The organism is Pseudomonas monteilii NBRC 103158 = DSM 14164 (assembly GCF_000730605.1).
Lineage (GTDB): Bacteria > Pseudomonadota > Gammaproteobacteria > Pseudomonadales > Pseudomonadaceae > Aquipseudomonas > Aquipseudomonas monteilii.
On record NZ_BBIS01000015.1, the window covers coordinates 19,476 to 32,592 of the forward strand.

Below are 13,117 nucleotides of genomic sequence, written 5' to 3' on the forward strand. Positions count from 1 at the left end.
TGCAGAGGGGCGTTTGTCCGGAATTCATGTGCAAAGGGGCTGCTTTGCAGCCCCAACCCACCGAATCAGGCGTCAACCAGGATCGAGGTGCCGGTCATTTCCACCGGCTTCTCAAGCCCCAGTAGCTTCAGCATGGTCGGTGCCACGTCGGCCAGCACGCCGCCATCACGCACTTTCACGTTGCGCTTGCCCACATAGATGAACGGCACCGGCTCGGTGGTGTGCGCGGTGTGCGCCTGGCCGGTGCATTCGTCTTCCATTTGCTCGACGTTGCCGTGGTCGGCGGTGATCAGCGCTTCGCCGCCCACCTTGTCCAGCGCTTCAACGATGCGGCCGACGCAGCCGTCCAGGGCCTCGACGGCTTTCACGGCCGCCTCGAACACGCCCGTGTGGCCGACCATGTCGCCGTTGGCGTAGTTGACCACGATCACGTCATAGCGTTGCTGCTCGATGGCTTCGACGATGCGGTCGGTCACTTCCGGTGCGCTCATCTCCGGCTGCAGGTCGTAGGTAGCAACCTTCGGCGATGGAATGAGGATGCGTTCCTCGCCTTCGAACGGCTCTTCGCGGCCGCCGGAGAAGAAGAAGGTGACGTGAGCGTATTTCTCGGTTTCGGCGATGCGCAGCTGGGTCTTGCCGTTTTTCGCCAGGTACTCGCCCAGCACGTTGTGCAGGCTGGTCGGGGCGAAAGCCGCAGGGGCCGGGATTTTGGCCGAGTACTGGGTCAGGCCGATGTAGGCCGCCAGTTTTGGCAGGCGGGCACGCGGGAATTCGTTGAAGTCGGCTTCGACGAACACGCGCGACAGCTCGCGGGCACGGTCGGCGCGGAAGTTCATGAAGATCACGGCATCGCCGTCTTCGACCTTGACCGCTTCGCCAACGCGGGTGGCCTTGACGAACTCGTCGCTCTCGTCGCGTGCGTAGGCCGCTTCCAGCCCAGCCAGCGCGGTGTCGGCGGTGTATTCGGCGGCGCTGTCGACGATCAGGTTGTAGGCGGCGCTGACGCGGTCCCAGCGGTTGTCGCGGTCCATGGCGAAGTAGCGGCCGATCAGGCTCGCGATGCGGCCCTTGCCCAGTTTGGCGAAGGTGGCGTCGAGCAGTTCGATGGACGACTGCGCGCTGCGCGGCGGGGTGTCGCGGCCATCGAGGAAGGCGTGCAGGTAGATTTTTTCTGCACCGCGCTGCGCGGCCAGTTCGGCCATGGCCACCAGATGGTCCTGGTGGCTGTGTACGCCGCCATCGGACAGCAGGCCGAGGATGTGCACGGCCTTGCCGGCACTGGCGGCCTTGTCCACGGCGCCGGTGAGCACGGGGTTTTCGAAGAATTCGCCGTCACGGATGGCCTTGGTCACCCGGGTGAAGTCCTGGTACACGACGCGGCCGGCGCCGAGGTTCATGTGACCGACTTCGGAGTTGCCCATCTGCCCGTCCGGCAGGCCGACATCCATGCCCGAACCGGAAATGAGGCCGTGCGGCTGGCTGGCGCGCAGGCGGTCATAGACCGGTGTGTTGGCGGCGTAGATGGCGTTGTATTCGGGGCTTTCGCTGTGGCCGAAGCCATCCAGGATGATCAGGACCAGGGGTTTGGGCGTACTCGTCATCAATCAAACTCACGGTTGTTCAAAGATGATAAAGACACGCATTTTAGGGCAAATCCGCCACCAGCGGCGAATATTCGTCCTGTTGCCTGACCAGCGCGCCCGATGTAGCAACATGAAGGTACCTTTCCGGCCGGCCTGTCGGGCTTTGGTGGCACTGGGGGGCTGTGTATACTGGCCGGCATTTTCAATCGCCTGGAACACCGCTGATGGTTGCTCACCTGATTCAATTCGCGACAGATCACTACATCCTGGTTGCGATCTTCGTTGTTCTGCTGGTCCTGCTGCTGCTCAATGAAATCCGCCGTGGCGGCCAGAGCCTGAGCAACGGCCAGCTGACCGCCCTGGTCAATGCCGACAAGGGTCTGGTCGTCGACATCCGTACTGCCAAGGAATATGCCGCCGGCCACATCGTCGGTGCGATCAACATTCCGCAGGACAAGCTGGCCACCCGCATGAGCGAGCTGGACAAGCACAAAGAGAAGACCCTAATCGTCGTCGACGCAATGGGCCAGCAGTCCGGCACCCACTGCCGCGAACTGCTCAAGGCTGGCTACACCGCTGCCAAACTGAGCGGTGGCGTTTCCAGCTGGAAAGCCGATAACCTGCCCCTGGTGAAGTGATATGAAGCCCGTCATCGTCTATTCCAGCGACTACTGCCCCTACTGCATGCGCGCCAAGTACTTGCTTGAGAGCAAAGGCGTGGCCTTCGAGGAAATCAAGGTCGACGGCAAACCGCAGGTGCGCGCCGAGATGAGCCAGAAGGCCGGCCGTACGTCGGTGCCGCAGATCTGGATCGGCAGCACCCATGTCGGTGGATGCGATGACCTCTATGCCCTGGAGCGCGCCGGCAAGCTCGACGCGCTGCTGGCGGCCTGATTTGCACTGCATTCAAAAACATTAGGATAAGGATCTGCCATGACTGACCAACAGACCAACGGCGCTGCTGCAGAAGACAACAGCCCACAGTTTTCCCTGCAGCGCATCTACGTGCGCGATCTGTCGTTCGAAGCCCCGAAAAGCCCGCAGATCTTCCGCCAGAGCTGGGAGCCGAGCGTTGCGCTGGACCTGAACACCAAGCAGAAAGCCCTGGAAGGCGACTTCCACGAGGTGGTGCTGACCCTGTCGGTTACCGTCAAGAACGGTGACGAAGTAGCGTTCATCGCTGAAGTACAGCAGGCCGGTATCTTCCTGATCGCCAACCTGGATGCAGCTTCGATGAGCCACACCCTGGGTGCGTTCTGCCCGAACATCCTGTTCCCGTACGCCCGTGAAACCCTGGACAGCCTGGTGACCCGCGGTTCGTTCCCGGCCCTGATGCTGTCGCCGGTCAACTTCGACGCACTGTATGCGCAAGAACTGCAACGCATGCAGGAAGCGGGCGCTGCGCCGACTGTGCAGTAATCACTGCCGGTATCAAGAAAGCGCCTCTCGGGGCGCTTTTTTATTGCCTGTGCGGGCCTCTTCGCGGGGCAAGCCCGCTTCCACAATGGTTTGGCGTACACATTTAAATGTGGGAGCGGGCTTGCCCCGCGAAGAGGCCGTTCCTGCCCATGCATCAACTGCCGGCAAACGCATTCTGCCGCCACGCCTCATACACGGTCACCGCCACAGTGTTCGACAGGTTCAAGCTACGGCACCCAGGCCGCATTGGCAGGCGCAGGCGCTGCTCAGCCGGCAAGCTGTCCAGCACCTCGGCTGGCAACCCGCGGCTCTCTGGCCCGAACAGGAAGGCATCACCCGGTTGATAGGCCACTTCATGGAACGGGTGCGAGCCCTTGGTGGTAAAGGCGAACAGCCGTGGATTGCCCAGGCTTTCCAGGCATCCGGCCAGGCTCTCATGGCGCTTGAGCGTGGCATACTCGTGGTAGTCCAGCCCCGCACGGCGCAGGCGCTTGTCGTCCAGTTCGAAACTGATGGGTTCGATCAGGTGCAGGTGGCAGCCGCTGTTGGCGCACAGGCGAATGATGTTGCCGGTATTTGGCGGAATTTCTGGTTGAAAAAGGATGACGTGAAACATGCACGGCTCCAAGCGTGAAGATGACGGGCATTCTACCCCTGAACCGGACGTGCGTTCGAAGGCCTTCCCACGGATGATGCTGTCGCTGGCGATCGTTGGCGTCATGGTCGGGTTGATGATTGGCCGCCTGACAACGCCCGAAGAGCGGGTGTTGCAGCAGGTGGAGGTGGTGCAGGACGGCCTGGACCTTTGGTTCAATGAAGAACCGCAGCTGCACGGCGAGAACGTGGAAGGGACGGTTGCGTTGCTGTTCCAGGCCCAGGGCAAGGCCCAGCAAGGGCAATTGAGCCTGGCGGGGAAGCCAGTTAGCTGGCGGGTGCAGAAGAGCAAGGAAGGCTTGTTGCTGACAGTGGTGGCCGCGCGTCCCCTGCACGGCGAGTGGGCCGGTACAGAGGACGCTGGGCGTTGGCGTGTGCAGGTGAAGCTGCACGAATAAAAGAGGGGATATCCCGGCCTGCCTGTACCAGGGTCCCCAAAAGGGGTACTGCGTGTTGCGTGTAAAGGGGGGATGTCCCGGCCTGCCTGTACCGAGGTCCCCAAAACGGGCGGTGTTGCGAATAAAAGAGGGGTTCACCCGGCCTGCCTGTACCAGGGCCCCCGAAACTGGGTATGTATTAGGTATTGCAGGGGGCGTGCCAATTTTGCAAAGCCCGTAAATATTGGGCTTTGAGGGGTATTTGGCCGGTTTTTGAGGGGATTTGTGCCTTCCAGAGGTGCATTGGGCACAGGATCGGTGCATCGGTAGGCTGAAATGGCTGGGGCCGCAAAGCGGCCCCAGGGATCTTGCAGGATTACCGAGAGTTAGTGGTCGTCACCTTCCTCGTCATCACCGCCCGCCACATTCATCCCCAGCTCCTTGATCTTGCGGGTCAAGGTATTACGCCCCCAACCCAGTAAAAGCGCCGCATCCCGGCGCCGACCGGCGGTATGCTTGAGCGCCGTCTCGATCATGATCCGCTCAAAGCTCGGCACCGCGCTGTCCAGCAGGTTCGACTGCCCGCGCGCCAACGCCTGGTCGGCCCACTGGCGTAAGGCCTGCTCCCAGTTGGTGACCGGTGCGGCGTCCTGCGGCAGGTTTAGCAGTTCAGGCGGCAGGTCGCCGATCAGCACCTCTCGGCTGGAGGCCATCACGGTGATCCAGCGGCAAGTGTTCTCCATCTGCCGCACGTTGCCCGGCCACGGCAGGTTGCGGATGAACTCTTCGGTCTCCGGCTTGAGAATTTTCGGCTCCACCGCCAGCTCCTGGGCGGCGCGGGCGAGGAAATGGCGGGCGAGGGCGGGGATGTCCTCACGGCGGTCGGCCAGCCGAGGAATATGGATGCGAATCACGTTCAGGCGGTGGAACAAGTCTTCGCGGAACTTGCCGGCCTGCACCAGCGACTCCAGGTTCTGGTGGGTCGCGGCAATGATGCGCACATCGACCTTGACCGGCACGTGGCCGCCAACGCGATAAAACTCGCCATCGGCCAGCACCCGCAGCAGGCGGGTCTGGGTGTCGGCAGGCATGTCACCGATTTCGTCGAGGAACAGCGTGCCGCCATCCGCCTGCTCGAAGCGGCCCCGGCGCAGGTTGGCGGCACCCGTGAAGGCGCCTTTCTCATGGCCGAACAGTTCGGACTCCATCAAGTCCTTGGGGATGGCGGCCATGTTCAGGGCAATGAACGGCGACGCCGCACGCGGGCTGTGGCGGTGCAGCGCATGGGCGACCAGCTCTTTACCGGTACCCGACTCACCGTTGATCAATACGGTGATGTTGGAGTGGCTGAGGCGGCCGATGGCGCGGAACACCTCCTGCATGGCCGGTGCTTCGCCGATGATTTCGGGTGTGCGCGCCAGGTTCTGTGGCACATCCAGCCCTTGTTGTTCCTGGGCATGCTGGTTGGCACGTTTGACCAGCGAGACAGCCTCGTCCACGTCGAACGGCTTGGGCAGGTATTCGAAGGCACCCCCCTGGTAAGACGCCACGGCGCTGTCCAGGTCGGAATGAGCGGTCATGATGATGACCGGTAGGCGTGGGTGCTGCTCGCGAATCTGTGCCAGCAGGTCGAGGCCGCTGGCACCCGGCATGCGGATGTCGGAAATGATCACGTCCGGTTGCTGGCGCGCAAGGCGGCCCATCACACCATCTGCGCTGTCGAAGCTCTGGGTGGTCATGCCTTCCTGTTGCAGGGCTTTTTCCAGTACCCAGCGGATGGAGCGATCATCGTCGACGATCCATACGGTTTCACTTCGGCTCATGAGGCGGTGGCTCCTTGTTCCAGAGGCAGGTAGATCGAAAAGGCGGTGTGGCCTGCGTGGCTTTCACACTCGATCAGGCCCTGGTGCTGGCTGATGATGTTCTGGGTAATGGCCAGGCCCAGCCCGGTACCGTCGGGGCGGCCACTGACCATGGGATAGAAGAGGGTGTCTTGCAGTTCCGGCGGGATGCCCGGGCCGTTGTCGATGATTTCCACCCGCGCCACCAGACGATGGCGCACATGGCCGATGGTGAACTGGCGCAAGGCGCGGCTGCGCAGGGTGATGCGGCCCAGGCGCAGCTCGTTCTGCGAACTGATTGCCTGCATGGCGTTACGCACGATGTTGAGGACGGCCTGGATCATCTGTTCGCGGTCGATCAAGACGTCCGGCAGGCTCGGGTCGTAATCGCGCACCAAAGTGATGCAACCCTGGCTTTCGGCCTCGACCAGGCTGCAGACCCGCTCCAGCACTTCGTGGATGTTGGTCATGGCCAGCGACGGCAGCTTGTTCGAGCCGAGCATGCGGTCTACCAGGTTACGCAGGCGGTCGGCTTCTTCGATGATTACGTTGGTGTAGTCGCGCAGGCCTTCCTCGGGCAATTCGCGTGACAGCAACTGCGCCGCGCCACGGATGCCGCCGAGGGGGTTCTTGATTTCGTGAGCCAGGCCGCGCACCAGCATCTTGGTGGTTTCCTGTTTGCTCAGCTGGGCCTCTTCCTTGGTGATACGCAGCAGCCGGTCGCGCGGGTGAACCTCCAGCAACAGCAGGGTCTGGCCCTGGTTGAGGATGGGGGTTACCGCGTAGTCGACTGTGATGGTCTGTCCGGTCAGCGAGGTGAGCTGCGCTTCGCGCTTGGTGAACGGGTGCGCCTGTTCGACCGCCTGGCGCAACGAGCTGAGCGCTTCGGTCGACTCGGTGAACAGCTCGCTGATGAACTGCCCATGGCTACGTTGCCCGCTGACAGCCAGCAGCATTTCCGCAGCCGGGTTCATGTACTCCAGGCGCAGCTCGGCATTGAGCAGCAACGTGGCGGTGGTCAGGTTGTCCAGAAGCAGACGGTGCTGTGCATCGCTGATGGTCATAAGGCGTCGTTGACCTCTTTTGGCGCTTGCCTGGCACTGCTTTGGCCAGGGCCAGGTGCGGTGGCCCCGCCGATGCGAGGCTCTCTACCTGCAAGAAATGCAAGAAACAAACCAAAGCTCCGAAAAGAAGCGGGATTTGCCGATAATGGCCTGTATCTGCGCAAATTCGGATCAGAAACTCTGGATGAAACGTTTCATCTGAACCAGATTGGGGAGCAAATAGGGGCATGGCGCTTTGTTATGCACCAAGATAGAGCATAGCGTGGGTGAGGTGATTTCTGTGTGGCGCAGAAACGAAAACGGCCTCCCGAGGGAGGCCGTTCCTGATCATGTCATCGGCGCGAGGCGCCGATCAGATCAGCAGCTGTAGTACAGCTCGTATTCCAGCGGGTGCACGAAGGTACGGACCTTGATCTCTTCTTCCGATTTCAGCTCGATGAAGGCATCGATGAAGTCGTCGGAGAACACGCCGCCCTTGGTCAGGAACGCACGGCCTTTGTCCAGCTCTTCCAGGGCTTCTTTCAGGCTGCCGCACACTTGCGGAATGTCCTTGGCCTCTTCTGGTGGCAGGTCGTACAGGTTCTTGTCGGCAGCATCGCCTGGGTGGATCTTGTTCTGGATGCCGTCCAGGCCGGCCATCAGCAGGGCCGCGAAGGCCAGGTACGGGTTGGCCGATGGGTCCGGGAAGCGTGCTTCGATACGGCGGGCTTTCGGGCTGCCGACGTAAGGAATACGGATCGAGGCGGAACGGTTACGCGCCGAGTAGGCCAGCATTACCGGGGCTTCGAAGCCTGGTACCAGACGCTTGTACGAGTTGGTCGACGGGTTGGTGAAGCCGTTCAGGGCCTTGCCGTGCTTGATGATACCGCCGATGAAGTACAGGGCGGTGTCGGACAGGCCGGCATAGCCTTCACCCGAGAAGGTGTTCTTGCCGTCTTTCCAGATCGACATGTGTACGTGCATGCCCGAACCGTTGTCGCCGTACAGTGGCTTCGGCATGAAGGTGGCGGTACGGCCGTAAGCGTCGGCAACGTTATGCACGACGTATTTCAGGGCTTGTACTTCGTCAGCCTTCTTCACCAGGGTGTTGAACTTGACGCCGATTTCGTTCTGGCCGGCAGTCGCCACTTCGTGGTGGTGAACTTCAACGGTCTGACCCATTTCTTCCAGTGCGTTGCACATGGCAGTACGGATTTCGTGGTCGTGGTCGAACGGCGGAACCGGGAAGTAGCCGCCTTTCACGCCTGGGCGGTGGCCTTTGTTGCCGCCTTCCACGTCAGCACCGGTCATCCACGAGCCTTGCTCGGAGAAGATCTTGAACATCGAGCCGGAGATGTCCGACTGGAACTTCACTTCGTCGAAGATGAAGAATTCTGGCTCGGGGCCTGCGAATACGGTGTCACCGATGCCGGTGCTCTTCAGGTACTCTTCGGCGCGCTTGGCGATTGCGCGTGGGTCACGATCGTAGCCCTGCATGCTCGACGGGTCGACGATGTCGCAGGTGATGATCAGGGTTGGTTCTTCGGTGAACGGGTCCAGCACGGCGGTTTCGTCAACCGGCATCAGGATCATGTCGGAAGCTTCGATGCCTTTCCAGCCAGCGATGGAGGAACCGTCGAACATCTTGCCGACTTCGAAGAAGTCCTCGTCCAGCGCATCACGCGACGGCATGGTCACGTGGTGCTGAATGCCTTTGGTGTCCGTGAAACGCAGATCAATCCACTTGACGTCATGATCTTTGATGAGTTGAACCGACTTCGACATGTTGTCCTCCGGATGGTCTAGAGCGCGGTGGGCCGCTGCCCTGGAAAAAGGGTGTTGCCGGGCGCGGATAGTCGGCCAAGCTTACCTGCCTCACAAGGGAGCAAATTGCATGCCAGTGCCCGAAAATGGCGAGGGCGGGATAAAAGGGGGCGTTTGCGGGCATTTGGCGCGCGGGTGATGGCGAAAAATGCACCCTTAAGATGCGGGCTTTGGTATCAATGCACCAAAGAAGTGCATTGCTTGATTTGTGTGGCGCCTGGGCGATCGATCTCACGGGCACCGCAAAACCCCCGCCTTGCATTTATCTGAAAGCTTCTGATCAAAAGTTGGTCAAATCCTGAGCAATTTCCGCTATAATTCGCGCCCCTCATTTTCGGCAGGCCCTGCGCGCGCTGTTAACCAATGAAACTTATCGTCAAAGTCTTCCCAGAAATCACCATCAAGAGCCGGCCGGTGCGCAAGCGCTTCATCCGCCAGCTCGGCAAGAACATCCGCAACGTGCTCAAGGACCTCGACCCTGAGCTCGCGGTCGATGGTGTCTGGGACAATCTCGAAGTGGTCACCCGCGTCGAAGACGAGAAAGTCCAGCGCGAGATGATCGAGCGCCTCACCTGCACGCCGGGTATCACCCACTTCCTGCAGGTAGAGGAATACCCGCTGGGTGACTTCGACGACATCGTCGCCAAGTGCAAGCACCACTTCGGCCACTTGCTGGCCGGCAAGCACTTCGCCGTGCGCTGCAAGCGCGGTGGCCACCATGACTTCACCTCGATGGACGTCGACCGCTACGTCGGCAGCCAGCTGCGCCAGCAATGCGGCGCCGCCGGCATCGAGCTGAAGAACCCTGAAGTGCTGGTGCGCATCGAAATCCGCGACCAGCGCCTGTACGTGATCCACAACCAGCACAACGGCATCGGCGGTTACCCGCTGGGCGCCCTGGAGCAGACCCTGGTGCTGATGTCCGGTGGTTTCGACTCCACCGTGGCGGCCTACCAGATGATGCGCCGTGGCCTGATGACCCACTTCTGCTTCTTCAACCTCGGCGGCCGTGCCCACGAGCTGGGCGTGATGGAAGTGGCCCATTTCCTGTGGAAAAAGTACGGAAGCAGCCAGCGTGTGCTGTTCATCAGCGTGCCGTTCGAAGAAGTGGTCGGCGAAATCCTCAACAAGGTCGACAACAGCTACATGGGCGTCACCCTCAAGCGCATGATGCTGCGCGGTGCCGCGCACATGGCCGACCGCCTGCAGATCGACGCGCTGGTCACCGGCGAGGCGATTTCCCAGGTGTCCAGCCAGACGCTGCCGAACCTGTCGATCATCGACTCGGCCACCGACAAGCTGGTGCTGCGCCCGTTGCTGGCCAGCCACAAGCAGGACATCATCGACCAGGCCACCGAAATCGGCACCGCCGATTTCGCCAAGCACATGCCAGAATACTGCGGCGTGATCTCGGTAAACCCGACCACCCACGCCAAGCGCCACCGCATGGAGCATGAAGAAAAACAGTTCGACATGGCCGTGCTGGAGCGCGCCCTGGAGCGCGCCAAATTCATTTCCATCGACCATGTGATCGATGAGCTGGGCAAGGACATCGAAATCGAGGAAGTGGCCGAAGCGTTGCCAGGCCAGATCGTCATCGACATTCGTCACCCCGATGCCCAGGAAGACGAACCCCTGGCGCTGGAAGGTATCGAAGTCCAGGCCATGCCGTTCTACGCGATCAACAGCAAGTTCAAGCACCTGGACCCCACGCGCCAGTACTTGCTGTATTGCGACAAGGGTGTGATGAGCCGTTTGCACGCACACCACCTGCTCAGTGAGGGACATGCCAATGTGCGTGTTTATCGTCCGACATAAGACGCCGGGGCTGTATGGCGGCAGTATCCGCCATCGCCCTCCCGACCGCCGGGCCCGCTGAGCCTTAAACAGTACATATTGGCCGCCTACACTGGGCGGCAACCAAATCCTCTGATCGAGATACACTTGTGATCGAAAATCTGCGTAACATCGCCATCATCGCCCACGTTGACCATGGTAAAACCACCCTGGTCGACAAACTCCTGCGTCAGTCCGGCACTCTGGAGCGTAACGAGCTCAACGACGAGCGCGTCATGGACTCCAACGACCAGGAAAAAGAGCGCGGTATTACCATTCTGGCGAAAAACACCGCCATCAACTGGAACGGCTACCACATCAACATCGTCGACACCCCCGGCCACGCCGACTTCGGTGGTGAGGTTGAGCGTGTAATGTCGATGGTCGACTCCGTGCTGCTGCTGGTCGACGCCCAGGACGGCCCGATGCCGCAAACCCGCTTCGTGACCAAGAAAGCCTTCGAAGCCGGCCTGAAGCCAATCGTCGTGATCAACAAGGTTGACCGCCCGGGCGCACGTCCTGACTGGGTTCTGGACCAGATCTTCGACCTGTTCGACAACCTCGGTGCTACCGACGAACAGCTGGACTTCAAAGTCGTCTACGCCTCGGCCCTGAACGGCATTGCCGGCCTGGACCACACCGAAATGGGCGAAGACATGACCGCCCTGTACCAGTCGATCGTCGACAACGTACCTGCACCGTCTGTTGACCGTGACGGCCCGTTCCAGATGCAGATCTCCGCACTGGACTACAACAGCTTCCTCGGCGTTATCGGCGTTGGCCGTATTGCCCGTGGTCGCGTTAAGCCGAACACCCCGGTTGTTGCCATCGACACCAACGGCAAGAAGCGTAACGGCCGTATCCTGAAGCTGATGGGCCACCACGGCCTGCACCGTGTAGACGTTGAAGAAGCCCAGGCTGGCGACATCGTCTGCATCAGCGGTTTCGACGAGCTGTTCATCTCCGACACCCTGTGCGCCCCGGATGCGGTAGAAGCGATGAAGCCGCTGACCGTTGACGAGCCGACCGTTTCCATGACCTTCCAGGTCAACGACTCGCCGTTCTGCGGTAAAGAAGGCAAGTTCGTCACCAGCCGTAACATCAAGGACCGTCTGGACAAAGAGCTGCTGTACAACGTTGCTCTGCGCGTTCAGGAAACCGATTCCCCTGACAAGTTCAAGGTATCGGGCCGTGGTGAGCTGCACCTGTCGGTTCTGATCGAAACCATGCGCCGTGAAGGTTTCGAGATGGCCGTAGGCCGTCCTGAAGTAATCATCCGCGAAGTTGACGGCGTGAAGCAGGAACCGTTCGAGAACGTCACCATCGACATCCCTGAAGAATCCCAGGGCAAGGTGATGGAAGAGATGGGTCTGCGTAAAGGCGACCTGACCAACATGGTTCCGGATGGCAAGGGTCGTGTGCGCCTGGAGTACAACATTCCAGCCCGTGGTCTGATCGGCTTCCGTAACCAGTTCCTGACCCTGACCAACGGTGCAGGCATCCTGACCTCGATCTTCGATCGTTACGACACCATGAAGTCGGGCCAGATGTCCGGCCGCCTGAACGGCGTTCTGGTTTCGGTCGAAACCGGCAAGGCGCTGACCTACTCGCTGGAAACCCTGCAGGCGCGCGGCAAGCTGTTCGTCGAGCACGGTCAGGAGATCTACAACGGTCAGATCATCGGCCTGAACAGCCGTGACAACGACCTGGGCGTGAACCCGACCAAAGGCAAGAAGCTCGACAACATGCGTGCTTCGGGCAAAGACGAAGTCATCGCCCTGGTACCGCCAGTTCGCCACACCCTGGAACAGGCCCTGGAATTCATCCAGGACGACGAGCTGTGCGAAGTGACGCCTAAGTCGATCCGTCTGCGCAAGAAGATCCTGGACGAAGGCGAGCGTACCCGCGCTGCCAAGAAAGCCAAGAACTGAGTTAGCTCAGGCTGAATGAAAACGCCCCCGGTCGAAAGGCCGGGGGCGTTTTTTTATGCCTTCAGGAATTGTGCTGCCCTCTTCGCGGGCAAGCCCACGAAGCGGCACTTGAAGGCTAACGATCAGCGCCCAACCACCTTGGGCTTGTACGCACAATACCCCGGTCGCGGCCCAACCTTGGGGTGGTTGCGACAGGTATCCGGGCGCTTGTCATAAATGGTGCACAGCCGGCTCTTGCGATCCAGGTACATGCAGTCATCGTTGCTCATCCGGGTCAGGGTGAAGATGCCCGACTTCTGGTTGAAGCGCTCGATGATGCCTTCCTTCTGCAGGCGTTTGGCCACGTTTTTCGGCGGCTCGTCTTTTTCGAACTCGTCTACCACGCCGATACGGATCAGATCCTTGATCTTCACCTCCACCGGCAGGGTGCAACAGGTCGAGTGGCAGCCACCGCACATGTGGCTGGCATAGCGCTGCCAAGTCTCCAGGCGGTCGACTTCGGCGGCGGCGATCAGGGTCGTTTTCATCGTTATAGGGTGGATCACGGTCTTGGGGCGCGCGATGATACCGGAATTGTTCAATTTATGAACAACCTTTTGCCGGAATCGC

The 13,117-nt window shown here is 60.7% G+C and carries 12 protein-coding genes; 6 read left to right on the plus strand and 6 right to left on the minus strand.

From position 1 onward, the window contains the following. Positions 1-65 precede the first annotated feature (65 nt). Positions 66-1,601: a 2,3-bisphosphoglycerate-independent phosphoglycerate mutase gene (gene gpmI, locus PM2_RS09215; protein WP_028698455.1), complete on the minus strand. Its 1,536-nt coding sequence runs from the start codon at positions 1,599-1,601 to the stop codon at positions 66-68. A 206-nt stretch (positions 1,602-1,807) separates the two neighbouring features. Between gpmI and PM2_RS09220 the strand changes: the two genes are divergently transcribed. From PM2_RS09220 to secB, 3 genes are read left to right on the plus strand one after another with little or no spacing between them, the layout of a single operon-like run. Next, positions 1,808-2,221, plus strand: a complete 414-nt coding sequence (locus PM2_RS09220) for a rhodanese-like domain-containing protein (RefSeq protein WP_019098297.1) — start codon at positions 1,808-1,810, stop codon at positions 2,219-2,221. A 1-nt stretch (position 2,222) separates the two neighbouring features. Then, entirely contained in the window at positions 2,223-2,477 is a 255-nt protein-coding gene (gene grxC, locus PM2_RS09225) for a glutaredoxin 3 (RefSeq protein ID WP_003249204.1), read from the plus strand. A 39-nt stretch (positions 2,478-2,516) separates the two neighbouring features. After that, positions 2,517-3,002, plus strand: a complete 486-nt coding sequence (gene secB / locus PM2_RS09230) for a protein-export chaperone SecB (protein ID WP_016712467.1) — start codon at positions 2,517-2,519, stop codon at positions 3,000-3,002. 154 nt (positions 3,003-3,156) lie between these two features. On the opposite strand, the gene trmL is transcribed toward secB, so the two are convergent. Continuing rightward, on the minus strand, positions 3,157-3,618 hold the full coding sequence (trmL, locus tag PM2_RS09235; RefSeq protein ID WP_016712466.1) for a tRNA (uridine(34)/cytosine(34)/5-carboxymethylaminomethyluridine(34)-2'-O)-methyltransferase TrmL: 462 nt from the start codon (positions 3,616-3,618) through the stop codon (positions 3,157-3,159). Here trmL and PM2_RS09240 point away from each other — a divergent pair. Beyond that, positions 3,617-4,054, plus strand: coding sequence for a hypothetical protein (locus PM2_RS09240; RefSeq protein WP_016712465.1), 438 nt, complete (start codon positions 3,617-3,619; stop codon positions 4,052-4,054). The genes trmL and PM2_RS09240 overlap by 2 nt on opposite strands. Before the next feature lie 365 nt (positions 4,055-4,419). Here the strand turns inward: PM2_RS09240 and ntrC are convergent, their stop codons facing one another. The 3 genes from ntrC to glnA form a co-directional block, all read right to left on the minus strand. Next, entirely contained in the window at positions 4,420-5,856 is a 1,437-nt protein-coding gene (gene ntrC / locus PM2_RS09245; protein ID WP_016712464.1) for a nitrogen regulation protein NR(I), read from the minus strand. Continuing rightward, positions 5,853-6,938 carry a nitrogen regulation protein NR(II) gene (glnL, locus tag PM2_RS09250; protein WP_016712463.1) on the minus strand — a complete coding sequence of 362 codons (1,086 nt, stop codon included), beginning with the start codon at positions 6,936-6,938 and terminating at the stop codon, positions 5,853-5,855. Before glnL ends, ntrC begins: the two co-directional genes overlap by 4 nt. A 357-nt stretch (positions 6,939-7,295) precedes the next feature. After that, positions 7,296-8,702, minus strand: a complete 1,407-nt coding sequence (gene glnA / locus PM2_RS09255; protein ID WP_016712462.1) for a type I glutamate--ammonia ligase — start codon at positions 8,700-8,702, stop codon at positions 7,296-7,298. A 402-nt stretch (positions 8,703-9,104) separates the two neighbouring features. Here glnA and thiI point away from each other — a divergent pair, with 402 nt between their 5' ends. Next, a complete protein-coding gene (gene thiI, locus PM2_RS09260; protein WP_016712461.1) occupies positions 9,105-10,559 on the plus strand; it encodes a tRNA uracil 4-sulfurtransferase ThiI in 1,455 nt (484 codons plus the stop codon). Positions 10,560-10,687: 128 nt separating this feature from the next. Further along, positions 10,688-12,508: a translational GTPase TypA gene (gene typA / locus PM2_RS09265; protein ID WP_016712460.1), complete on the plus strand. Its 1,821-nt coding sequence runs from the start codon at positions 10,688-10,690 to the stop codon at positions 12,506-12,508. A gap of 122 nt (positions 12,509-12,630) precedes the next feature. Here typA and PM2_RS09270 read toward each other — a convergent pair whose 3' ends face one another. Further along, a complete protein-coding gene (locus PM2_RS09270; protein ID WP_016712459.1) occupies positions 12,631-13,035 on the minus strand; it encodes a YkgJ family cysteine cluster protein in 405 nt (134 codons plus the stop codon). Positions 13,036-13,117: the final 82 nt, after the last annotated feature.

Excerpts from the sequence above, each read along its gene's own strand:
- gpmI (WP_028698455.1), bottom strand. The coding sequence starts at position 1,601 with ATGACGAGTACGCCCAAACCCCTGGTCCTGATCATCCTGGATGGCTTC.
- PM2_RS09220 (WP_019098297.1), top strand. The coding sequence starts at position 1,808 with ATGGTTGCTCACCTGATTCAATTCGCGACAGATCACTACATCCTGGTT.
- grxC (WP_003249204.1), top strand. The coding sequence starts at position 2,223 with ATGAAGCCCGTCATCGTCTATTCCAGCGACTACTGCCCCTACTGCATG.
- secB (WP_016712467.1), top strand. The coding sequence starts at position 2,517 with ATGACTGACCAACAGACCAACGGCGCTGCTGCAGAAGACAACAGCCCA.
- PM2_RS09240 (WP_016712465.1), top strand. The coding sequence starts at position 3,617 with ATGCACGGCTCCAAGCGTGAAGATGACGGGCATTCTACCCCTGAACCG.
- trmL (WP_016712466.1), bottom strand. The coding sequence starts at position 3,618 with ATGTTTCACGTCATCCTTTTTCAACCAGAAATTCCGCCAAATACCGGC.
- ntrC (WP_016712464.1), bottom strand. The coding sequence starts at position 5,856 with ATGAGCCGAAGTGAAACCGTATGGATCGTCGACGATGATCGCTCCATC.
- glnL (WP_016712463.1), bottom strand. The coding sequence starts at position 6,938 with ATGACCATCAGCGATGCACAGCACCGTCTGCTTCTGGACAACCTGACC.
- glnA (WP_016712462.1), bottom strand. The coding sequence starts at position 8,702 with ATGTCGAAGTCGGTTCAACTCATCAAAGATCATGACGTCAAGTGGATT.
- thiI (WP_016712461.1), top strand. The coding sequence starts at position 9,105 with ATGAAACTTATCGTCAAAGTCTTCCCAGAAATCACCATCAAGAGCCGG.
- PM2_RS09270 (WP_016712459.1), bottom strand. The coding sequence starts at position 13,035 with ATGAAAACGACCCTGATCGCCGCCGCCGAAGTCGACCGCCTGGAGACT.